Here is a 21,349-nt window from a genome sequence, read left to right as displayed (position 1 = left end):
GCGCATGCCGCCCACGCCCACCTTTCCTCGCGGGTTCGACGACCTCACCGACACCACGCGCTGCCCCGCGTGCTTCACCCCGCTGCGCAGCACGACGTGCGCTGCATGCGGGCTGAACCTCGCGCATCCCGCTGCGGTCGAGCTCGCGACGGTCTCGACGGATGCCGCGGGCCTGCTGCGTCGCCGGATCGAGATCATCGAGCGCATCCGCACGCAGTCGGCGGCGGCTCCGGCTCCGGCGGCCGCCCCCGCCACCACCGTGGCGGCCCCGCCGGTCGCACCCGTCGCGCCCGCGCCCACCGTTCCGGCGCCGTCCGCGCCGTCCCCGGCGACCGCCGCCGCCCCGCGCCGCCACCTCGGCGTGCAGGTGGTGCTGCTGATCGTCGGCGTTTCGCTGCTGGCGGTCGGCGCGATCTTCTTCCTGGTCTACGCGTTCATCACGTTCGGCCTGGTGTGGCGCTCGGTGATCATCGCCGCCGTCACCGTGGCCGCGTTCGTGGGGGCATCCCTGCTGCGACGCCGCCGGCTGGGGGCGACGGCGGAGGCGATCGCCGCACTCGCGGTCGTGCTCGTCTACCTCGACGCCTTCGCCGTGCGCGCCAACGATCTGTTCGGGGCGTCGGGCGCCGATGGCCTCACCTATTGGGGCGTCACCCTGCTCGCCTCCTCGGTCGGCTTCGTGCTCTGGCACCGGCTCTCCGGCCTACGGGTGCCCAGCATGGTCGGCTTCGCCGCCGTCGCGCCCGGGCTCGCCTTCCTCATCGCCGGTCTCACCGAACCGCTCGACACCGCCGATCGCGTCTACGCGGGGTTCGTGGGAGCCGCGATCGGCGGCCTGGCGCACGTGGTGGCCGCGCGCTTGGGCCCCGGCCACACCCCGGAACGGGTGCTCGCCCTGAGCTTCGGCGCGGTCGGGCTCGTCGGTGCCGCGGGCACGGCCTTCGCACTGCGGCCCGACGCCGAGTGGGCGGCCGCGATCGGGCTCGGCATCGTCGCGGCGCTGGCCCTGGTGCAGGTCGCGGTGATCGTGCGCACGGGCGGCCCGCGGGTGCTCGGTGCTGTGGTGGGCGCGGTCGGGGCGGCCGCGGCATCCGTCGCCGTACTGTCGATGGCGGTGCGGGCGGATGACTCCCCCTTCGTTCGGGTCGCCCCCGTGGTCGCGGCCGCCGTCGTCGCACTCGCCCTCGAGGCGGTGCTGCGCCGCACCGCCGGAACGCCGGCTCGACCCGCGGCGCTCGCCGCGACCTGGACCTCGCTGGTCGTCGGCGGGCTCATTGCGCTCCCCTCGCTCGCCACGGCCGGCATCGGCGCGATCGAACTCGCCGTGCTGCCGCTCTCCTCCGGGGTCTGGAGCCTGCCCGCCGACACGCCGTTCACCGCAGCGACCGGGCAGTGGTCGGCGGTCGTGGCGCTGACGATCGTGGTCGGTGCGGCCGCCGCGGCGTGGGCGCTCTCGCGCACGCTCGCGACCCGACGGCTCGCCGTGCTGTGGGCGGCGGCCGGCGTGCTGCTGGTCGCCGTGCCGCTGAGCGGGATGCTGTGGGCCGTCGTCGCAGGCTGGCTGCTGATCGCGGTGGTCGCCGTCACCCTGCTGATCGCCGCGCGCGTGTGGACGGTGGGCGTGCGAGTGCTGCTCGCCGTCGTCGGCGGCATCGCCCTCGCCCTCGGCTACGCCGCGTCGTGGGCCGGTGCCGACACCTGGTGGATCGGCTCGCTCGTCGCGATCGCCGCCCTGCTGGCCGCCCGTCAAGCCGTGCAGCTCGAGGGTGCCCGTGCGGTGCTGCTCGGCGTCGCGCTCGTGCTGCTCGGCGTCGCGACGGGTGCCGGCGCATGGCGCGCCGACGAGCTGCTCCTCGACGGCACCGGACGGGCCGCGGAGGCGGTGCACGCCGTGCTCGCCACCGCGATCGTCGTGCTCGCCCTCGCCGTCGTGCTGCGCGGACGCCTCGCGAGCGTGCTCGACGCGCGCGTCGCGTTCTGGGCGAGCGCCGCCGCGATCGCAGTGACCGCGCCGGCCACCTGGTTGTTGGCGTCGGCTCCGCCGGCGCTCGTGGTGCCGGATCCGCTGGCCTCCGCGCTGCTCGGTGCGGGCCTCGTCGGGGTGCTCGCCGTCTGGGCTGCGGTGCCGCGCACGGCGGGCATGCCGGTCGAGCGGGTCGCGGCATCCCTCGCCCTGGCTCCCGCGGCCGCGCTGGCGCTGCACGCGCTCGCCCGTCTCGCCGGTCTGCACGAGAGCGTGGTCGCGCTCGCACCGGCGACGGCGGCGCTGCTGGTCGCCGCGGCATCCCTCGCGGTGCGGCCCGCGCTGCGCCCCGCGCGCGACATCGGCGCCGGGGTGATCGCCGGCGCCGCGATCGGCTGGAGTCTGGTCGCCGACCCGGATGCCGCGTGGCTCGTGCTGCTGTTCGCCGCGGTCACGGCACTGCTCGTCGCGATCTCGCGGGACGGACTCTTCGGCTCCCAGTCACCGCGCAAGTACCTGGGTTGGGCGTCCCTGGCCCTGGCGACCGCGGGGCTGTGGCGGGGGCTGCTCGATGCCCACGTGCAGCGTCTCGAAGCCTTCGTGCTGCCGCTGGCCGGCGCCCTGCTGGTGATCGCGGTGCTCGACTGGCGTGCGGCGCGCCCGCGGCCGAGCCGCACCGCGCCGTTCATCGCACTCGCCGGTCTGCTCGTGGCGATCCTGCCACTGGCCGCCGACGCTCGGGAGGGCGAACCGACCCGCACCGTGATCGTGATGGCGGTCGCCGCGTTCCTCGCGGTGCTCGGCTCGCTCGCGGCCGGCTCCCCCGCGCTTCGCCCCTACCTCGATGTCGCGGCCATCGCCGGAAGCGTCGGCGTGCTGCTCGCGGCGCTCTCCCGCACCGCCGGGATGCTCGCCCGCGGCGAGCGCAACGATCTCGCCATCGACGTGTGGCTGGCCTGCGCGCTCGTAGTGCTCATCGTCGCCGCCGCGGCGCAGACCCGACGCGACGGACGGATCCGCGCGATCCTCGCCCAGGTCGTGCTGGGGCTCGCGCTGGTGGTGGTCACCGTGGTCGAACTCGTCGCGATGGCACCCGACCCGCTCGGAGCGACGCGGGCGGTCGTGCTGCTCGTCGTGCTCGGTCTCGCCCACCTCGTCGCGGTCGTGATCGCACGGATGCCGTTCACCCCCGCCATCGCCTGGCTCGCGATCGCACTCGCCGCCGTCGCCGCCGCCATCGTGATCGCGCGGGACGTCGTCGACCCCCTCGAGGGCGCGACCCTGCCCGTGGCCGCGGCGTTGCTCGCGGCGGGTGCCGTGCACCTGCGACGGGTGCCGGCGGCACGCAGCTGGGCGTGGCTGGCGCCCGGACTGCTCGTGCTGCTGCTGCCGTCGCTGGTCGCGACGTTCACCGACGGCGCGCTCTGGCGCCTCGTCGCGCTCGGACTCGTGTGCGTGGCGACCATCGTGGTCGGTGCGCTCGCACGACTGCAGGCTCCGCTCGCGATCGGTTCCGCGGTGGTGCTCGTGCACGCGATCCGCACTTTCGCGCCGCAACTGCGGGTGATCTATGAGGCGACCCCGTGGTGGGTGTGGGCGGTCGTGGGCGGGGCGATCATCCTGTTCCTCGGCTTCACGATCGAGCGCCGCATCCGCAACCTCACCGCGATCGCGACGCGCTTCACCGCGCTGCGCTGAGGAGGACGCGAGGGGGCGCACCGCGACCGCCGCCCGCGCGGGTCGCCCCGCGGCGCTCCCCCGGCGGCGTTCGCCCCGCGACGCTCGCCCCTGCGGGCATTCGCCCCGCGGCGCTCCCCCGGCGGGCGTTCGCCCCGCCCCGTTCGCCCCACCACGTTCGCGTTGTGAAGGACGATCCTTCATATCGCGAGTCTGCCCAGGAGCTCCGCCGCCCTCGGGCCGGCGAGCGCTGAGACTCAGTCGCGCTGCAACCAGGTGAGCACGGCGAGCACGCGGCGGTGGTCGGTGCCGGAGTCCTCGAGACCGAGCTTCTGAAAGATCGAGGTCACGTTCTTCTCCACCGCGCCCGTGCCGATCACGAGCTGGGCGGCGATCGCCGCGTTCGTGCGGCCCTCCGCCATGAGCCCCAGCACCTCCCGCTCACGCGGCGTGAGCTGTGCCAGCGGGTCGTTGCGGCGCCCCAGCAGCTGGGCGACCACCTCCGGGTCGAGCACCGTGCCCCCGCCGGCGATGCGCTCGACCGCGTCCTGCAGCTCGGCGAGGGATGCGACGCGGTCCTTCAGCAGGTATCCGATGCCGCCGCTGCCCGACGACAGCAGCTCCTGCGCGTAGGCGACCTCCACATACTGCGAGAGCAGCAGGATGCCGACCCCCGGCACGAGCTCGCGGGCCCGGATCGCGGCGCGCACGCCCTCGTCGCGAAAGGTGGGCGGCATCCGCACATCGAGCACGACCAGATCCGGGTGCAGCGCCTCGAGGTTCGCGAGCATCGCCTCGCCGTCGCCGAAGCTGCCGACCACCTCGACACCGGCCTCGTCGAGCACGCGCACGAGTCCCTCGCGCAGCAGCACCGAATCGTCGACGACCACCACGCGCAGCATGCCCCCAGGATAGGAGACCCCGCGGCGCCGGCGAGACCAGCGGCCCTACGAGACCGAGGATGCCCCCGCCGCCGTGATCGGCAGGTGCGCCGTCACCACGGTGGGCCCGCCCTCCGGCGAGAGCACCTCGAGGGCGCCGCCGAGTCCGCGCAGCCGCTCCTCCAGCCCCGCGATGCCGTGGCCGGGCTGGGCCTGCGCCCCGCCTGCGCCGTTGTCGGTGACCGTGACATCCAGCCAGGTGCGCTCGTCGACCCGCTGCGACACGCGGATCTCCACATCGGTGGCCCCGGAATGCTTCGCGGCATTGGCCAGGGCCTCACTCGCGACGAAGTAGGCGTTGCGCTCCAGTTCCTGCGGCAGTTCGACACCCTCGGGCAGCTCGCTCACGACGCGGGTCGGCACGGTGGCCCTCGCGGCCGCCGACTCGAGCGCGGCGACCAGACCGCGGTCGAGCAGGATCGGCGGCGCGAACCCGCGCGAGAGCGCGCGCAGTTCCTCCAGCGCGTCCTTCGACTGCTGCATGGCCTCCGCGATGAGACCCCGGGCCTTCTCGGGGTCGGCGTCGAGCTGACGCTCCGCCGCCGCGAGGTCCATCTGCAGGCGCACCAGACGCTGCTGCGGACCGTCATGGATATCCCGCTCGAGCCGACGCAGCGAGTGTCCCTCCGCGGACTGGGCCGCGCCGCGCTGCTCGCTGAGCGTCACGACCTCGCGTTCGAGGTGCTCGGAGCGCCACGCGCCGAGCACGCCGCGGCCGATCGCCCAGTGCAGCCAGGTGAGCCCGCGGGTGACGAACGGCAGCGTCAGCAGGAACACGAGCCCGAGCAGCGCCTGCAGCAGCACGTCGCCGGCGAGCGGGTCGATGCCGAGGGTCCACCCCAAGCGGTCGAACAGCCACTGGGAGAGGAAGAAGTCCCGATCGCCGTCCGGCAGGAAGAGGGTCCAGATCCACGAGGTGAGCCCGCCGAGCGCGATGGCGACCCAGGTGACGGTGATCGTGAACGTGACGACGGAGGCGATGAAGGCCAGCAGCATGGTGTGTAGTAGATAGAGCCAGTAGTGACCGTTGCCCAGCACGGCACGCAGCCAGCCGAAGAAGCCGGTGCGGGCCGTGGCATCCTGCCAGTCCGGTCGTGGGATCTCCGGGCGGCCGGCCCAGCCGAGCAGCGCCACGTCCACCGTGCCGAAACCGCGAGCCACATAGAGACAGGCGATGATCAGCACCACGCCGATGAAGAAGGTGACGATCGTGCCCACCCCGGCCCCGAACAGCCCCCACGTCACGCTCAAGCCGATGACGGCCACCGGGAAACTCAGGAGCAGGTAGGCGAGCTCGCGCGGCATGGTGCGCCACAGCGCGCCATAGCCGCGGCCGGGAGCGGCGGTGATCTCGGTGGTCATGGTGCTCTCCTTCGTTGATTCAGGATGCCGCACTCGCGGGCCTGCATCGAGCCTCGCGGGCGCGCGGCCGGCATCCCATCCGGCGGACTCACCGATCCCGGGTGGGGGTAACCCCCGGCTTCGGTGAGTCAACCCTCTGTTGCGGAATTCCCCGCCGCTTGTAGCGTTGAACCCGACGGAAGAAGGAGTACAACACATGAGTGAAGTCAAGGCAGTCCCCCAGACCTCGGCAGACCCGGACGTGACCTCGGGCGTTGCGCAGTTCCTCGGTCCGGTGGTCACCGACCTCACCGCGCTCTCCGTCGACGGCAAGCAGGCGCACTGGCACGTGCGCGGCGAGAACTTCCAGGCCGTGCACGAGCTGCTCGACGTGGTCGTCGCCAACGCCCGCGACTACGCCGACACGGCCGCCGAGCGCGTCGTCGCCCTCGGGTTGCCCATCGACGCCCGCATCCAGACCGTCGGTTCGAAGGCCACCACGCCGAAGATGACGGCGGGCTTCCAGCGCTCCGACCAGGTGATCACCGAGGTCATCGCCGCGATCGACGCCACCCTCGTCACGGTGCGCACCGCGGTGACCGAGCTCGCGGAGCTCGACCCGGTGAGCCAGGATGTTGCCATCGAGATCGCGCGCGGCCTCGAGAAGGATCGCTGGTTCCTCTTCGCGCACGTCGCGACGAAGTAGCACCCCGCGCCGGGCAGCCCGCCCGCCGAGCAGCCGCCCGCCGAGTTCGCCACTTCTGCCGCCTCGTCCATCCAGCACGCGGCAGAAGTGGCGAACTCGCGTGCTGGAGCAGCGCGCACGCTCAGCCACGCCATCCGCGGCGGCGCAGCACCGTCTCGAGACGACTGACGAACGCGGCGCCGTCGCGCAGATCGTCGGCGTTGATCTCCATCACATACCAGCCCCGGGCTTCGAGTTCGGCCCGCCTCGTCATGTCTCGCCGCCACTGCTGCCGCGAGCGGTGATGCTCACCCTGATACTCGACGATCACGCGGCAGTCGACGAACATGAGATCTGGCCGAAGTTCGCGCCCTGTTTCCGTGTCGATGAGCGAATGGTTGACGCTTGGCACCGGAAGCCCGGACGTGACCACGAGCACTCGGGCCTTCGACTCGGGTCGCGACTCCGAACGGGAGCTCAGGAGCGGGAGCGCCTCGCGCAGTCTGCGTGCCCCTCGACCGCTGCCGAACCGACGCACCTGTTCGCGCAGTTGCGCCTCGGCCACGAGCGGCGACCGCCAGTGCAGCAGAAAATCGCCGGCGGCCACGAGGTCGTCCAGATCCAGCATCCCGCCGAGATCGCACCAGGTGCGCGCCGCGCTCGTGCAGCGTACGCGCTCGTGCGTCACTACCTCGTCGGCGCTCACCGTCAGGCGATGTCCACGGATACCTCGAGCGTGGGGCGTCGGAAGCGCGGCCGTCATGGCGACGTGCAGGTCGCGTTCGCCCTCGAACGCGGGCGGCAACGGCACCCCGAACAGCAGCGCGGCGGTGGTGTGACTGAAGAAGGCGTCATCCCTGAGCCTGGTCGCGAGCAGTTCGCAGCGATCGGCGATGGTGGCCGCCCGGCCGAATCGTCGCACACCCCAGGTCGACCGCTCGAGATCCTGGGCGCGTACCCTGCGCAGCGTGGCCCCGGCCTCGACGGCCGCCCCCACGGTGAACGGGATGCCCCGCAGGGCTGTCGGCAGCGGGGATGGTCGCACCCGTCCATCGTGAAGGCGCCCGGGTCATCCCGTCCGGCCGGCCCCTGATCTCCGTCGAGTTCGCCACTTCTGCCGCTTGTTGAGGAGCAGAAGCGGCAGACGTGGCGACCTCGCGGGCAGCGCGCGCCGGCGCGGGCGCGGGGCGGGCAGCGGGCGCGGCGCGGGGGCAGCGCGGGCGCGGCGCGGCGCGGGGGGCAGCGGGGGCCGCTCAGAGCGTGGTGTGCGTGAACCGCCCGCCGAGCATGGTCGCCGCCACCGGCATGGTGCGCAGCGCCTCGGCATCGGCGGCGATGGGGTCGCGTTCGGTCACCGCGAGGTCGGCCGGCTCCCCCACCGCGACGCGCGTGCGCGCCGATGCCGCGAGCGCTTCGGCGTTGGTGATGCGCTGCTCGGGATGCCACGGCTGCCGTCCGCCGCGTGAACGCCCCACCGCGGCCGCGATGCCGAGCCACGGGTCGAGCGGGGAGACCGGGGCATCCGACCCGAACCGCAGCCGCGCGCCGGCGTCGAGCAGGCTGCGGAACGGATAGGCCCGATCCGTGGCGCCCGGCCAGTAGCGCTCGGCGACGTCCCGATCGTCGAGCAGGTGCTCGGGCTGCACGCTCACCTCGACGCCGAGCTCGGCGAAGCGCGGCAGGTCGGCGCGGCTCAGCAGCTGGGCGTGCTCGATGCGGCCGGGGCATCCCACGCGCTGGAAGGCGTCGAGCGCGAGCGTGTTGGCGTGGTCGCCGATGGCGTGCACGGTCGGATCGATGCCGGCGGCGCTCGCGGTACGCATGAGCGGCACGAGCCGTTCCGGCGGCACCGTGAGCATGCCGTGCGATCCGTCGTCGTAGTCGCCGTGGATGTAGGCGGTGCGGGTGTTCAGCGACCCGTCGGTGAGCACCTTGAACCGGCCCATCGTCAGCAGCGCGTCGATGCGCCGGCCGGTGCGAAGGCCCTCGGCGATGGCGCGCTCCAGGTGGTCCGTGTAGACGCCGAACTCCACCCGCAGGTCGTCATGCCCGGCGGCGATGCGCCGCAGCCACTCGTCCAGGTTCCAGGCCATCTCGAGGTCCACGATGCCGACGACGCCCCGACGTGCGGCGGCCGCGGCGGCCGCACGAGCCCAGCCGTCCACGGTCTCGACCGGCACGCTGCCGAGGCGGCGTTCGACGTCGAACGCGTCGCCCTCCACGAGCAGACCGGTGGGATGCCCGCGGTGGCCGTACACCTCGAGCGCGGCGCTGTTGAGCCACACCGAGTGCAGGTCGGCGCTCACGAGCACGGCCGGGAGGGCGCCGGTCGCGGCATCCAGCAGCTCGACACCCGGCGCGTCGGGCCAGAGCCCGTCGCGGAATCCCGCCCCGATCACGAGGCCCTCGCCGCCCGCGGCCCCGACGATCGCGGCCGCCTCGGCGGCGGATGCCGCGGTCGAGAGGTCGACACGCTGCGAGGTGAGCGCCCACTGGGTGAAGTGCACGTGCTCGTCCCACAGGCCGGGGATCACCCAGCGACCGGCAAGGTCGACGTCGCCGGTGCCGATCGCACCGATCTCGGCGATCCGCCCGTCCTCGATGCGCAGGTCGACGATCCGGTCGCCGAGCCGCGCGTTACCGAGGATCATGGTGCACGCGGCGCATCTCGCGGGCGAGGGCGGGACTCGCGTAGGTCTCGCCGGACTGCAGCTCGTCGATGATCCTGGCGACCACGTCGGGGGCCTTGTTCTGGCTGAGCTTGGCGCGAGCGTCGAAGCGCGTGACCTTCAATCGCAGTCCGACCGTGCCCTTGGCGACGCGGCGGGCGGTCGTCTCGTCGAGCTCGAGTGACGTCGGTTGCGGCATCCGTTGCTCGAAGTGGTCGACGAGCCGACCGAGCACGCGAAAGTTCTCCTCCTCGCCGAGCAACTCGGGCACGCCGTAGAGGTGCGCGGTGACGTGGTTCCAGGTGGGCACGAACTCGTTCGTCGCGTACCAGCCGGGCGAGATGTAGCCGTGCGGGCCCTGGATGATCACGAGCACCTCGTGCTGCCCGAGTTCGTGCAGTTGCTCGTCTGGGCGTCCGACGTGGCTGAGAATCACGATGTCGGACTCGGCCTCGTCGAGCAGCACCGGGTAGTGGGAGGCGACGAGGCCGGCCGCGGTGTTCGAGACGATCGTCGCCCACGGGTTCTCACGGATGAGGCGCTTGACCTCGGCCTCGTCGGTCAGCAGAAAGCTCGGAGTGTGCCGCATTCGCCTAGCCTGACACGACCCGGCTCAGGCCTGGTCGACGGGACACCAGTAGAGCTTGCGCCCGCCGATCTCCTGCATCGCGATGGGGGTGCCGCACACCCGGCAGGGCAGCCCGGTGCGGTGGTAGACCCAGTGCCGGTCGGAACGGGATGCCATGGCCCCGTCGTAGGCCTCCGGGCTGAGCCCGTCCATGGTCATCATCTGCCCCGTCGCCACGCCCACGCGCAGCAAGTGGTCCCAGTCGCGCCACAGCGCGCGGATCGTCTCCTCGGGTAGATCACGGCCCGGGATGAACGGGTTCAGTCTCGCGCGGAACAGCAGTTCGGCGCGGTACACGTTGCCGATGCCGCTGACCACGGACTGGTCCATCAGCAGCAGGCAGATGGGAGTGGGCTTGCGCCGCACCACCGCGAGAAAACGCTCCTCGGCGAGCACCGGGTCGTCCACGAGCGGGTCGGGACCGAGCTTGTCGATCGCGACCTGCACCTCGTCGGGGGTGAGCACCTCGCACGCGGTCGGCCCGCGCAGGTCGGCGCACGTGGCATCCGTCAGCAGGCGCACCCGCACGGCACCGATCGGCTCGGGCGGAAACGTGTCGGCGGGCTCCTCGAGCTTCTCCTGCTCGGCCATGCGCAGGCGCGTGCGGCGGGGGGCGCCGATCGAGGCGAGCGAGTCCTCGAACTGACCGACCACGGTGCCCTTCTGGTTGGTCTGCCCCATGCGGCCGCTCGCGGATGCCATGGTCGCATCGGCGGTGATGTCACCGGCGAAGTCCCAGGCCCCGTACATGCCGAGGTGCACCCGCAGCCACAGGCCGTTGTCGAACTCGAGGAACATCTGCTTGCCGACGGCCTTCGCCTCGGTCATCACGTGACCGTCGATGCGTTCGGCGCCCGCCGCAAACCTCCCCTGCGGTGAGGATGCCGCGACCGGCTTGCCCACGAAGTGCAACGCGAACTGCCGCGCGATGCGATGGACGGAGTGGCCCTCAGGCACGTCAGGCTCCGCGTGCGGGGCCTGACGTATGCCCGATCGGATCGACGCTCGCGTCGATCGTGTGCCCGGCGATCTGGCCGGTGGCCTCGAACTCGGCGAGCTGCGCGATGCGGCGGGCATGCCGCTCCTCGCCGGAGAACGGCTCGGCGATGAAGACGTCGATGAAGTGCTTGGCCTCCTCGACGGTGTGCTGGCGCGCACCGATCGAGATGAGGTTGGCATCGTTGTGCTGCCGGGCCAGCAGCGCGGTCGCCTCGCTCCACACCAGCGCGGCGCGGGCGCCCCGCACCTTGTTGGCCGCCATCTGCTCGCCGTTGCCGGAGCCGCCGAACACGATGCCGAGGCAATCGATGCCCGCGGCCTGGTCGCGCACCACGGCGAGCGCCGCGTTGATGCAGAAGCTCGGGTAGTCGTCGAGCGGGTCGTAGCTCGTCGGCCCGTGATCGACGACCTCGTGACCGGCGGCCCGCAGGTGCTGCTGCAGGTCTTCCGAGAACTCGAGGCCGGCGTGATCCGTGGCGATGTGGATGCGCATGAGGCCAGTTTAGGTCTGGCGCGCACGCCGATCCGAGGAGCACACTTGTTGCAGGAGGTCACTCATGACGCACACACCGTCGTTCGTACCGATCCTCTCCGCCGGACGGCATCGGTCTCCGAAACAGGGCGCCTGCTTCATGGAGTTCGCGTCGTTCCTGGCCGGTGAACGCTGGAGCGATCATCCGGCGTGCACGCATCCCCTGCTGGCCTCGCTCGCCCGTGATGTCAACGACCTGACGAGCGACGCCGCGCGCGATCGACTGCTGCCGCTCGTGCACCGGGTGATCGGTCTCGACGGCGATGCGCCGGGACTGGATGCTCGCATCGCGCTCCGCGCCGCCGCCGAAGCGCTACCCATCGCCAGCGCCGAGCGGCAGCAGGCGCTCGCGGTCGGGATGCTGGGGCTGGTCATGCGCGCCGACGACGACCCCGCGCTCGAGGCCATCGCCGATGCCGCCCTCGAGCAGGCACCGCACGCGGCGCGCTGGGCTCGCGACTATCTCGCCACTGCGCGCCGGGTGCGCCACACTGACCGGGCCGCCTACGCGATCGTGCACACCGCGGTCATCGGCATCGCGCTTGCCTGCGTGGACGACGCCGACGCGCGTCTGCGGCGCCTGCTGGAGGACGCGATCACCGACGTCGAGACGGTGGTGCGCCCGACCCGCGGAGCAACCCGCACGCTGCAACCGGTTCACTGACGCACCCGCGTTCGTAGCGAGGCGGCTCCACCTGGTGATCGTTCAGCGGGCCTGCGCCTCCTAAGCTGGATCGACGCGGTCACGAACCGCCGACGAACCAGCCGAAGGAGTGCGCAGTGCCCGGTGAGAACCTCACAAGAGCAGAGGCCCAGGAGCGCAAGGCGCTCATCGACGTCCACAGCTACGAGATCGACCTCGACCTGACCACGGGTGCGGAGACGTTCGCGAGCACGACCACCGTGCGCTTCTCCGCGACGAAGGGCACCTCGACCTTCATCGACGCGATCACCAAGTCCGTGCACGCGGTGACCCTGAACGGCCTGCCGCTCGACCCGCGCGAGGTCAGCGACGGCATTCGCATCCAGCTGCACGACCTCGCCGCCGAGAACGAGCTGGTCGTCGTGGCGGATGCCATGTACACGAACACGGGCGAAGGCCTGCACCGCTTCGTCGACCCAGTCGACGGCGAGGTGTACCTCTACTCGCAGTTCGAGGTTCCGGACTCCCGCCGCGTGTTCGCGGTGTTCGAGCAGCCCGACCTCAAGGCGACGTTCCAGTTCACGGTGAAGGCGCCCGCCGCGTGGCAGGTCGTGAGCAACCAGCCGACGCCCGAGCCCGAGGTCGACGGGGACGAGGCCACGTGGGTGTTCGCTCCCACGCCGGTGCTCTCCAGCTATGTCACGGCGCTCGTGGCCGGGCCGTATGCCGTGGTGCGCGACGAGTTGGCGAGCAGCGATGGGCGGGTCATCCCGCTCGGCATCTATTCGCGCAAGTCGCTGAGCCAGTACCTGGACGCCGACTACATCTTCGAGAAGACCAAGCAGGGCTTCGAGTTCTATGAGAAGCACTTCGCCTACCCGTACCCGTTCGAGAAGTACGACCAGCTCTTCGTGCCCGAGTTCAACGCCGGTGCGATGGAGAACGCGGGTGCGATCACCTTCACCGAGACCTACGTGTTCCGTTCCAAGGTCACCGACGCGATCAAGGAACGTCGCGTCGTCACGATCCTGCACGAACTCGCGCACATGTGGTTCGGCGACCTGGTGACCATGAAGTGGTGGAACGACCTGTGGCTCAACGAGTCGTTCGCGGAGTGGGCATCGACGCTCGCGACCGCCGAGGCGACCGAGTGGAATGAGGCGTGGACCACGTTCCAGGCCATGGAGAAGAGCTGGGCCTACAAGCAGGACCAGCTGCCCTCCACACACCCCGTCGTCGCGACCATCAACGACCTCGAAGACGTGCAGGTGAACTTCGACGGCATCACCTACGCCAAGGGCGGATCGGTGCTCAAGCAGCTCGTCGCGTGGGTCGGGCTGCCGGAGTTCATGCTCGGCGTCGCGAACTACTTCGCCAAGCACGAGTACGGCAACACCGAGCTGCGCGACCTGCTCGCCGAGCTCGAGGTGACCTCGGGTCGCGATCTGAGCGAGTGGTCCAAGCTGTGGCTGGAGACGGCGGGCGTCAACACGTTGCGTCCGGAGATCGGCGCGACCGAGGACGGCACGATCACCTCGTTCGCGGTGCTGCAGTCTGCCGACCCCGACTACCCCACCATCCGTCCCCACCGCCTCGCGATCGGCTTCTACAACCTGCGCGCCGGCAAGCTTCAGCGCGACCACCGCATCGAGTTGGACGTCGACGGCGAGCGCACCGAGGTGCCCCAGCTGGTGGGACTCGAACGACCCGACCTCGTGCTGGTCAACGACGAGGACCTCGCCTACGCCAAGATCCGCCTCGACGAGGCATCGCTGGCGGTCGCGATGGAGCACCTCGAAGACATCGACGACCCGCTGGCCCGCGCCCTGGTGTGGGGTGCGGCCTGGGATGCCACGCGCGACGCCGAGACAAAGCCGAGCGACTACGTGCAGCTCGTGCTGAACAACATCGGATCCGAGACCGAGTCCACCACGCTGCGCACGACCCTCACGCAGCTGACCACCGCCGCGCGCTACTACGTCGCCGGCCAGCGCCGCGACGAGACCATCGAGGCGATCGGCGACGGCCTGTGGATTCTCGCCCAGGGCGCCGCCGCGGGCTCGGACGCGCAGTTCCAGTTCGTGAAGTTCTTCGCGAACATCGCCTCCACCGACGATCACGCCGCCACCCTGCAGGGGCTGCTCGACGGTTCGGTGACGCTCGACGGCCTCGAGATCGACACCGACCTGTCGTGGGAGCTGCTCGACGGGCTCGTGCTCACCGGCAGGGCGGGTGAGGCGGAGATCGCCGCATCCCTGGCCAACGACAACACCGCCAACGGCCAGCAGGCCGCCGCGCGGGCGCGCGCCACCATCCCGACCGCGGCCGGCAAGCGCGCCGCGCTCGAGACGGCGCTGAACGACGACAGCATCCCGAACACGGTGCTGCGCAACATGGGCATCGGCTTCCAGCACTTCAACGAACCGGAGGCCTTCGCCGACCTCGTCGAGCCCTACTTCGAGAACCTCACGCGCATCTGGAAGGAGCGCAGCTACAAGATCGCCGAATACGTGATCGTCGGCTTCTTCCCCGCGGCGCTCGCGTCAGCGGAGCTCGTGGAGCGCGCGAAGGCGTGGCTGGCGGCGAACCCCGAGAACCCGGCGCTGCGGCGCCTGGTGATCGAGGAACTTGCCGGCGTCGAGCGTGCGCTGAAGGCCCGCGAGCGCGACCTGCACTGACGGTGTCGGGGTCGCCGAGCTGGCGGCCCCGCTATCGCGTGACGGATGCCGCGAGCAACGCCACGGTGACCGAGCCGCCCTTCGTCACCTGCCGCCCCACCTCCGTGAACCCGAGGCGGCCATGGAAGCGCAGCGACCCCGGATTCGGCGGATCCACGTTCACTTCGCACGTGACCTCGACGCGGCCCTCGGCACGGGCCGCGTCGAACACGGCGCGGTAGAGATCGGCACCGAGGCCGCGGTTGCGGGCCGAGTCGGCTACCACGATGCGGTCGACGTAGAGGAACTCGCCGCCGCGCCGCTCGAAGTAGCGGTAGTTCTCGCTGTCGTAATCGACGCCCGGGGTCATGAGCAGCGCGAACGCGATCACGGTGTCGGTGTCGTCAGCAATCGCGAGGGCGAGGTGCGAGAGGGCGAGCAGGCGCTGCATGCCCGCGGCATCCGTCTCGCTGACCGCGGGCACCGCTGCGTTGTTGAGTTCGACGAGCCGGTCGAGGTCGGCGGGGGTCAGGGAGCGGATCATCCGACGATGCTAGCCGCGCACAGCGGACGACGAGGCGACGCTCGCTAGGCTTGCGGCACGATGGATGGATTCGACTGGGTTGCGTTCTGGGGCGGTGTCGGCGCCTTCATCGGGATCTTCGAGGTCCCGCTCACCGTGATCGCGATCATCCTCGGCGCGATCGTGCTGCGCTGGATACTGCTGCGCATCATCCGTCGCGTCGTCAATCGCGTAGTCAACGGTGTGAAGAAGAAGCACAACGTCGATGACACGCGCGAGCTCTCGGCGTCCCCGCTCGCGGCGGTGCGCATAGTGCAGCGCACACGTTCGCTGGGCAGCGTCTTCGGCAACGCCACCACGGCGGTGATCGTCATCATCGCGGTGCTGCTGATCTTCTATGTCGTCGTCCCTGACGCGACGGGCGCCTTCGCCCTCATCACCGCCGCCGTCGGCGCCGGACTGGGTTTCGGCGCGCAGAACATCGTCAAGGACGTGCTCAACGGCATCTTCATGGTCGGCGAAGACCAGCTCGGCATCGGCGACGTCGTCGACCTGGGGCCCGCGACCGGCGTCGTGGAGGATGTCGGCATCCGCATCACCCAGGTGCGCGACGTCAACGGCACGCTGTGGTTCGTGCGCAACGGCGAGATCCTGCGGCTGGGCAACATGTCGCACGGCTGGGCACGCGCGATCATCGACCTCGCGGTGCCCTACGACGCCGACATCGACGCGATCCAGGAGCGCATCCTCGAGGTCGCCACCGAGCTCTCCGAGGCGCCCAAGTGGCGCAACCGCATCATCGAGAAGCCCGCGCTGTGGGGCATCGAGTCGATCTCGGCCGAGGCGATCGTCGTGCGGCTCGTGGTCAAGACCAGGTCGACGGCGAAGGATGACGTGGCCCGCGAACTGCGGATGCGCCTCAAGAAGGCCCTCGACGAGATGGGCGTGCGTCTGCCCGCCCTCAACTCGATCGTGCTGAGCGGATTCGACAGCGCCGCCGGCCTGCGCAGCTCTCGGGCGCAACCGACGAGACGACCCAAACCGCCGCCACCCGAAGGAGCGAAGTCATGAGCAACCTCACCCTGCGCATGGGCCAGGGCGGCGAGCCCGTCGGCGGCAGCTTCTGGCAGCAGGTCGGCGGCCGACCCACGTTCGAGAAGCTCGTCCGCGCCTTCTACGAGGGCGTCCGCACCGACGAGGTGCTGCTGCCGATGTATCCGGAGCAGGACCTCGAGGGTGCGATCCAGCGCCTGACCGGCTTTCTCGAGCAGTACTGGGGCGGGCCCGGCACCTACAGCGAGCAGCGCGGCCACCCGCGGTTGCGGATGCGACACCAGCCGTTCAAGGTCAACCCCGACGCTCGCGACCGCTGGCTGAAGCACATGCGCGCCGCCGTCGACACCCTCGAGCTGGCGCCGCTGCAGGAGGCGATGCTGTGGGACTACCTCGACCGCGCCGCCCACGCCATGGTCAACACCTTCGAGGAGTAGACCGCTAGGCGAGCGCGGCGGCCAGTCCCTCCTTGAGCGGCGTCGTCGGGCGCCCGATCAGCTCGCGCAGCTCACCCGAGGTGCTCGCGAGCAGGCCGTCGCGCGTGTTCGCGTCGAGGGCCACGACGAAGCCCGCGGTGCCCTCGTCGAGTCCGGCCTGCCGCAGGATCTCGAGGTGCTCCTCGGACGAGACGGGCGTGTACGCGACGGGGCGCCCGAGCAGCTCGGTGAGGGTCGCGGCAAGCTGCGTGTAGTCCCAGGCCACGTCGCCGGAGAGCTCGTAGGTGCGGCCGTCGTGGCCGGTGCCGGTCAGCACGGCGGCTGCGGCATCCGCGTAGTCCCGGCGCGAAGCGCTCGCGACGCGACCGTCGCCGACGCTCGCGACGATGACCCCCGACTCGGCGGCCTGACGCGCGGTCTGCACGTAGTTCTCGGTGTACCAGTTGTTGCGCAGGATCGTGAACGGGATGCCGGAGGCGGCCAAGTACTCCTCCGTGGCCTTGTGCTCCGGGGCGAGCACGAGCGCGCTCGTGGTGGCGCCCGGCGCGCTCGTGTACACGATGCGCTGGATGCCCGCGGCGCGCGCCGCGTCGATAGCGGCGGCATGCTGTTCGGCGCGCCTGCCGAACTCCGTGCCCGAGACGAGCATGAGCGTGTCGGCACCGGCGAACGCGGTGCGCAGCGACTCGGGGTCGGAATAGTCGGCGCGCGCGACGCGTACACCCCTCGCCTGCAACTCGGAGAGCTGCTCGACGTCGCGACCGGTGGCGACGATCTCGGATGCGGGGGTGCCCTCGCGCAGCAGTGCTTCGACGATGAGACGGCCCAGGTGGCCGGTGGCGCCCGTGATGACGATGGTCATGGTGATCCTTTCGATTCGATCCTCGGGAGCAACCGGCGCCAACCGCCATCTCTTCCCGCAACACCGTACCCACCTTTCGGTAAGCTACTGACGTGCAGGAAAGAAATGATCGGTTGCACGGGTTCACCGACGGAATCCTGCCGGCGATGTGCCCGAGCCGCACCGTGCTCGATCACGTGACGAGCAAATGGGGTGTGCTCGTGATCATCGCGCTCTCCCAGCGCACGCTGCGCTGGGGCGAGCTGCGGCGCGTGGTCGAGGGCATCAGCGAGAAGATGCTCGCGCAGACCCTGCGCGTGCTCGAGACCGACGGCTTCGTGCATCGGGACGCCCACGCGACCATCCCGCCGCGGGTCGACTACAGCCTCACCGACCGCGGCCGCGAACTGGCGGAGCGCCTGCTGCCGCTCATGGACTGGATCGCCGCGAACGCCGACGAGATCCTCACCCCGTCGCAGCGACCGCGAACCGGGCTCCCAACCGCGATTGCCGCGTCGCTAGACTGACCGCGTCGATCCAGGAGGCACACCATGTCGAAGTTGCGAGTCCTCGGCCTCGTCGCGACCCTTGGCACGGCGCTGCTGGTCGCCGGTTGCTCGGCGCCGTCGCCGGCTCCCACTCCGCACCCCGGTGAATTGGTCGGCACCTGGACCCTCGACGAGACCTTCGACTCCCCCGAGCAGCCCTTCATCGCCTTCGTGCAAGACAACACGTGGACCGCTTCCGACGGCTGCAACCGGGTGCAGGGCACGTGGGAGCTCGGCGACGGCGGCGCGATCACCACGACGTCGGGTCCGCAGACGCTCATGTACTGCGAGGGGGCCCAGCTGCCCCTCGCGGTGACGATGGCCGACCGCGTCGAGGTCGACGGCGACACGCTCGTCATCCACAGTTCGCACGACTCGACGACCACCGAGCTGGTGCGCACCACCGACCCGCTGATCGGCCCGCAGGGCTACCCGGTCGGCTACTGGGTCGAATCGATGACGCCGGATGCCCCGTTCCTGTCGATCAGCGTCGACCGCACCTACACGGGCAACGACGGCTGCAACACGTTCAGCGGCACCTGGTCGACGGCCGATGACGACGCGACGATCTTCGAACCCGGCGCCATCACGCGCATGGCGTGCGAGGGTGTCGACCAGTGGCTGAGCAAGGCCGTGCTCGGTCGCGTGGCGGCGGGTGTCATGACGCTGCAGGCCGAGGACGGCACCGTGCTCGGCCAACTCATCGGTCGCTGATCCCAGACTGTTCGAAGGAGAACGAGCGTGCCCACCAGCACTGACGCCATCGTGATCGGGGCGGGACTCTCCGGTCTCGTCGCCGCCGCCGAACTCGTCGCGGCGGGCAAGCACGTGACGGTGATCGACCAGGAGCCGGAGGCGAGCCTCGGCGGTCAGGCGTGGTGGTCGTTCGGAGGGCTGTTCTTCATCGACTCCCCCGAGCAGCGCCGCATGGGCATCAAAGACTCCTTCGAGCTGGCCCGCGAGGACTGGTTCGGCAGCGCCGCCTTCGACCGCGACGAGGATGCCTGGCCCAGGCGTTGGGCGCAGGCCTACCTCGACTTCGCCGCCGGCGAGAAGCGCGCCTGGCTGCGCGAGCGCGGCGTCGGCTTCTTCCCCGTGGTCGGCTGGGCCGAACGCGGCGGGTCGCTCGCGACCGGCCACGGCAACTCGGTGCCGCGCTTCCACATCACGTGGGGCACCGGCCCCGGCATCGTCGCTCCCTTCGAGGCCGCGGTGCGCGAGGGCGTCGAGCGCGGGCTCGTGACCTTCCTGTTCCGCCACCGCGTGGACGAGCTCATCGTCGAGGGCGGGGCGGTCGTCGGCGCCCGCGGCACGGTGCTCGCCCAGGATGCCGCCGAGCGCGGCGCCGCCAGCAACCGCGACGCCGTTGGCTACTTCGAGGTGCGCGCGGGGGCGACGATCGTCACCTCCGGTGGCATCGGCGGCAACTTCGACCTCGTGCGCGAGTGGTGGCCAGAGCGCTGGGGCACTGCACCGAAGCGCATGCTCAGCGGGGTGCCTGCGAGCACCGACGGCCGCATGCTGCGCATCACCGAGAAGGCCGGCGCCGAACTCATCAACCTCGACCGCATGTGGGCCTACACGGAGGGTGTCGAGAACCACTCGCCGGTCTGGCCGCACCACGGCATCCGCATCCTCCCCGGCCCGTCGAGCCTGTGGCTGGATGCCACGGGCCACCGCCTGCCGCCGCCACTGTTCCCCGGCTTCGACACCGTCGCGACGATGCAGCACATCCGGCACAGCGGCCACGACCACACCTGGTTCGTGCTCACCCAGGCGATCATCGAGAAGGAGTTCGCCCTCTCCGGCAGCGAGCAGAACCCGGATCTCACGGGCAAGAGCGTGCGCGAACTGCTCAAGCAGCGCCTCGGCAAGGGTGCGACGGGCCCGGTCGAGAAGTTCAAGTCCGACGGGGCCGACTTCGTCGTCGCCGACACCCTCGATGAACTCATCGCGGGGATGCAGTCGCTGACGCCCGAGGTGCCGATCGACGCCGAGCGGGTGCGCCACGAGGTCGCGGCGCGCGACGGCCAGCTCACCAACGACTTCGCCAAGGATGCCCAGATCAACGCCATCCGGCAGGCGCGCCACTACCGCGGCGACAAGCTCATCCGGGTGGCCAAGCCGCACCGGCTGCTGGATCCGAAGGCGGGACCGCTCATCGCCGTGCGCCTGCACGTGCTGACCCGCAAGACCCTCGGCGGCATCCAGACCGACCTTCAGGCGCGCGCGCTCGACGCGGCGGGCAAGCCGATCCCCGGCCTGTACGCGGCGGGTGAGGCGAGCGGTTTCGGCGGCGGCGGCATGCACGGCTACCGCGCGCTCGAGGGCACGTTCCTCGGTGGGTGCCTGTTCAGCGGACGGGCCGCTGGGCGCGCGGCGGCGGCGCAGTCCTGAGCTTCGCTCGGTAGGATCGCGGCATGAGCGAACCGACGACCCCGACCGCGGCCCCCGGCTGGTATCAGGACCCGGCGGGCGCCGGCCTGCGCTGGTGGGATGGCAACACCTGGACCGAGCACCGCCAAGCCGCCTACGGCGCGACGGAACCGCTGAAAGCCCCCGAAGGCGCGCAGACGAACACCGTGTGGATCTGGCTCGTCATCGTGCTGCCGCTGCTGCCCATGCTGCCGCTGCTTTTCATCGACTGGCGCGGGCTGATCGGCTCCCAACTCGCGGACCCGACGAGCTCCTACACGATGACGCTCGGCCTGTTCTTCTCCCCCTGGTATCTCGCCACGGTCATGCTCGGTTGGATCACCTACGGCCTCAGCGTGTTCTTCTCCTACCGCGACTATCGCGAGCTCGAGAAGGTTGGCGTGCCGCGCCCGTTCCACTGGGCCTTCACATTCCTCTCTTCGATCGTCTACGTGATCGGCCGCTCCGTCGTCGTCAAGCGCCGCACCGGCACGGGCGGCACCGCGACGCTGTGGGCCGCGATCGGCTCGATCGTGCTCTCGTTCGTGGTCGCCACGATCATGATGGTGCAGGTCTTCTCCGCGGTGTTCGAGGCCGTGGGCTTGTCCGGTCGCTACTACTAGACGGCCACCAGCCGGGCCGTCGACGTCGTAGGCACCTCCGGGTTCACCCAGGTCTGTTCGGAGAGCCACACCACCGCGACCACGCGGTCACGACGCGAGATCACGCCCGCGACCGCCGCGACCGCCCGCGCCGGGTGCGACCGGGTGCTGCAGACTCGGGAGTTCAAGGACATC

General features: G+C 71.0%; 20 protein-coding genes. 10 read left to right on the top strand and 10 right to left on the bottom strand.

Going from position 1 to position 21,349, the window contains the following annotated elements:
- Window positions 1–4 precede the first annotated feature (4 nt).
- Window positions 5–3,661, top strand: a complete 3,657-nt coding sequence (locus tag PYV02_RS05975) for an SCO7613 C-terminal domain-containing membrane protein (RefSeq protein ID WP_275757168.1) — start codon at window positions 5–7, stop codon at window positions 3,659–3,661.
- 236 nt (window positions 3,662–3,897) lie between these two features.
- Here the strand turns inward: PYV02_RS05975 and PYV02_RS05970 are convergent, their stop codons facing one another.
- On the bottom strand, window positions 3,898–4,542 hold the full coding sequence (locus PYV02_RS05970; protein WP_275757166.1) for a response regulator: 645 nt from the start codon (window positions 4,540–4,542) through the stop codon (window positions 3,898–3,900).
- 45 nt (window positions 4,543–4,587) lie between these two features.
- Entirely contained in the window at window positions 4,588–5,943 is a 1,356-nt protein-coding gene (locus PYV02_RS05965; RefSeq protein WP_275757164.1) for a sensor histidine kinase, read from the bottom strand.
- A 196-nt stretch (window positions 5,944–6,139) separates the two neighbouring features.
- Between PYV02_RS05965 and PYV02_RS05960 the strand changes: the two genes are divergently transcribed.
- Window positions 6,140–6,628, top strand: coding sequence for a Dps family protein (locus tag PYV02_RS05960; RefSeq protein WP_275757161.1), 489 nt, complete (start codon window positions 6,140–6,142; stop codon window positions 6,626–6,628).
- Between the two features lie 121 nt (window positions 6,629–6,749).
- Here the strand turns inward: PYV02_RS05960 and PYV02_RS05955 are convergent, their stop codons facing one another.
- The 5 genes from PYV02_RS05955 to PYV02_RS05935 form a co-directional block, all read right to left on the bottom strand.
- On the bottom strand, window positions 6,750–7,652 hold the full coding sequence (locus tag PYV02_RS05955) for a DUF559 domain-containing protein (RefSeq protein ID WP_275757160.1): 903 nt from the start codon (window positions 7,650–7,652) through the stop codon (window positions 6,750–6,752).
- A gap of 208 nt (window positions 7,653–7,860) precedes the next feature.
- The gene (locus PYV02_RS05950; RefSeq protein WP_275757158.1) at window positions 7,861–9,258 is read right to left on the bottom strand and encodes an amidohydrolase; all 1,398 of its coding nucleotides are present in this window, start codon (window positions 9,256–9,258) and stop codon (window positions 7,861–7,863) included.
- Complete coding sequence (locus tag PYV02_RS05945; protein ID WP_275757156.1) at window positions 9,245–9,865, bottom strand: FMN-binding negative transcriptional regulator; 621 nt, start codon at window positions 9,863–9,865, stop codon at window positions 9,245–9,247. The genes PYV02_RS05950 and PYV02_RS05945 overlap by 14 nt, the downstream gene beginning before the upstream one ends.
- 24 nt (window positions 9,866–9,889) lie before the next feature.
- Window positions 9,890–10,861 (bottom strand): Fpg/Nei family DNA glycosylase, encoded by a 972-nt coding sequence (locus PYV02_RS05940; RefSeq protein ID WP_275757154.1) that lies wholly within the window; start codon window positions 10,859–10,861, stop codon window positions 9,890–9,892.
- A gap of 1 nt (window position 10,862) precedes the next feature.
- Window positions 10,863–11,396: a ribose-5-phosphate isomerase gene (locus tag PYV02_RS05935; RefSeq protein ID WP_275757153.1), complete on the bottom strand. Its 534-nt coding sequence runs from the start codon at window positions 11,394–11,396 to the stop codon at window positions 10,863–10,865.
- A gap of 64 nt (window positions 11,397–11,460) precedes the next feature.
- On the opposite strand from PYV02_RS05935, the gene PYV02_RS05930 reads away from it, so the two are divergent.
- Window positions 11,461–12,099, top strand: coding sequence for a hypothetical protein (locus tag PYV02_RS05930; protein WP_275757151.1), 639 nt, complete (start codon window positions 11,461–11,463; stop codon window positions 12,097–12,099).
- Window positions 12,100–12,215: 116 nt separating this feature from the next.
- On the top strand, window positions 12,216–14,756 hold the full coding sequence (gene pepN, locus PYV02_RS05925; protein ID WP_275757149.1) for an aminopeptidase N: 2,541 nt from the start codon (window positions 12,216–12,218) through the stop codon (window positions 14,754–14,756).
- Between the two features lie 31 nt (window positions 14,757–14,787).
- Here pepN and PYV02_RS05920 read toward each other — a convergent pair whose 3' ends face one another.
- A complete protein-coding gene (locus PYV02_RS05920) occupies window positions 14,788–15,279 on the bottom strand; it encodes a GNAT family N-acetyltransferase (RefSeq protein WP_275757147.1) in 492 nt (163 codons plus the stop codon).
- A gap of 60 nt (window positions 15,280–15,339) precedes the next feature.
- Between PYV02_RS05920 and PYV02_RS05915 the strand changes: the two genes are divergently transcribed.
- Both PYV02_RS05915 and PYV02_RS05910 read left to right on the top strand, forming a co-directional pair.
- Window positions 15,340–16,329 (top strand): mechanosensitive ion channel family protein, encoded by a 990-nt coding sequence (locus PYV02_RS05915; RefSeq protein WP_275757145.1) that lies wholly within the window; start codon window positions 15,340–15,342, stop codon window positions 16,327–16,329.
- On the top strand, window positions 16,326–16,748 hold the full coding sequence (locus PYV02_RS05910) for a globin (protein WP_275757143.1): 423 nt from the start codon (window positions 16,326–16,328) through the stop codon (window positions 16,746–16,748). The genes PYV02_RS05915 and PYV02_RS05910 overlap by 4 nt, the downstream gene beginning before the upstream one ends.
- 4 nt (window positions 16,749–16,752) lie before the next feature.
- On the opposite strand, the gene PYV02_RS05905 is transcribed toward PYV02_RS05910, so the two are convergent.
- The gene (locus tag PYV02_RS05905; RefSeq protein ID WP_275757141.1) at window positions 16,753–17,610 is read right to left on the bottom strand and encodes an SDR family oxidoreductase; all 858 of its coding nucleotides are present in this window, start codon (window positions 17,608–17,610) and stop codon (window positions 16,753–16,755) included.
- 146 nt (window positions 17,611–17,756) lie between these two features.
- Between PYV02_RS05905 and PYV02_RS05900 the strand changes: the two genes are divergently transcribed.
- From PYV02_RS05900 to PYV02_RS05885, 4 genes are read left to right on the top strand one after another with little or no spacing between them, the layout of a single operon-like run.
- Entirely contained in the window at window positions 17,757–18,116 is a 360-nt protein-coding gene (locus PYV02_RS05900; protein WP_275757939.1) for a winged helix-turn-helix transcriptional regulator, read from the top strand.
- A 24-nt stretch (window positions 18,117–18,140) separates the two neighbouring features.
- Window positions 18,141–18,851: an META domain-containing protein gene (locus PYV02_RS05895; protein ID WP_275757138.1), complete on the top strand. Its 711-nt coding sequence runs from the start codon at window positions 18,141–18,143 to the stop codon at window positions 18,849–18,851.
- A 27-nt stretch (window positions 18,852–18,878) separates the two neighbouring features.
- On the top strand, window positions 18,879–20,534 hold the full coding sequence (locus PYV02_RS05890) for an FAD-binding dehydrogenase (protein ID WP_275757136.1): 1,656 nt from the start codon (window positions 18,879–18,881) through the stop codon (window positions 20,532–20,534).
- A gap of 23 nt (window positions 20,535–20,557) precedes the next feature.
- A complete protein-coding gene (locus PYV02_RS05885; RefSeq protein WP_275757135.1) occupies window positions 20,558–21,175 on the top strand; it encodes a DUF2510 domain-containing protein in 618 nt (205 codons plus the stop codon).
- Here PYV02_RS05885 and PYV02_RS05880 read toward each other — a convergent pair.
- Complete coding sequence (locus PYV02_RS05880) at window positions 21,172–21,342, bottom strand: hypothetical protein (protein WP_275757133.1); 171 nt, start codon at window positions 21,340–21,342, stop codon at window positions 21,172–21,174. The genes PYV02_RS05885 and PYV02_RS05880 overlap by 4 nt on opposite strands.
- Between the last annotated feature and the right edge of the window lie 7 nt (window positions 21,343–21,349).

This window comes from Antiquaquibacter metalliresistens, assembly GCF_029211225.1.
In the GTDB taxonomy this organism is placed as follows: domain Bacteria; phylum Actinomycetota; class Actinomycetes; order Actinomycetales; family Microbacteriaceae; genus Rhodoglobus; species Rhodoglobus metalliresistens.
This window is presented reverse-complemented; position numbering and strand designations above follow the sequence as displayed.

Coding starts and splice junctions, on each gene's coding strand:
- PYV02_RS05975 (WP_275757168.1), top strand. CDS start 5: ATGCCGCCCACGCCCACCTTTCCTCGCGGGTTCGACGACCTCACCGAC.
- PYV02_RS05970 (WP_275757166.1), bottom strand. CDS start 4,542: ATGCTGCGCGTGGTGGTCGTCGACGATTCGGTGCTGCTGCGCGAGGGA.
- PYV02_RS05965 (WP_275757164.1), bottom strand. CDS start 5,943: ATGACCACCGAGATCACCGCCGCTCCCGGCCGCGGCTATGGCGCGCTG.
- PYV02_RS05960 (WP_275757161.1), top strand. CDS start 6,140: ATGAGTGAAGTCAAGGCAGTCCCCCAGACCTCGGCAGACCCGGACGTG.
- PYV02_RS05950 (WP_275757158.1), bottom strand. CDS start 9,258: ATGATCCTCGGTAACGCGCGGCTCGGCGACCGGATCGTCGACCTGCGC.
- PYV02_RS05945 (WP_275757156.1), bottom strand. CDS start 9,865: ATGCGGCACACTCCGAGCTTTCTGCTGACCGACGAGGCCGAGGTCAAG.
- PYV02_RS05935 (WP_275757153.1), bottom strand. CDS start 11,396: ATGCGCATCCACATCGCCACGGATCACGCCGGCCTCGAGTTCTCGGAA.
- PYV02_RS05930 (WP_275757151.1), top strand. CDS start 11,461: ATGACGCACACACCGTCGTTCGTACCGATCCTCTCCGCCGGACGGCAT.
- PYV02_RS05920 (WP_275757147.1), bottom strand. CDS start 15,279: ATGATCCGCTCCCTGACCCCCGCCGACCTCGACCGGCTCGTCGAACTC.
- PYV02_RS05915 (WP_275757145.1), top strand. CDS start 15,340: ATGGATGGATTCGACTGGGTTGCGTTCTGGGGCGGTGTCGGCGCCTTC.
- PYV02_RS05910 (WP_275757143.1), top strand. CDS start 16,326: ATGAGCAACCTCACCCTGCGCATGGGCCAGGGCGGCGAGCCCGTCGGC.
- PYV02_RS05905 (WP_275757141.1), bottom strand. CDS start 17,610: ATGACCATCGTCATCACGGGCGCCACCGGCCACCTGGGCCGTCTCATC.
- PYV02_RS05900 (WP_275757939.1), top strand. CDS start 17,757: ATGTGCCCGAGCCGCACCGTGCTCGATCACGTGACGAGCAAATGGGGT.
- PYV02_RS05895 (WP_275757138.1), top strand. CDS start 18,141: ATGTCGAAGTTGCGAGTCCTCGGCCTCGTCGCGACCCTTGGCACGGCG.
- PYV02_RS05885 (WP_275757135.1), top strand. CDS start 20,558: ATGAGCGAACCGACGACCCCGACCGCGGCCCCCGGCTGGTATCAGGAC.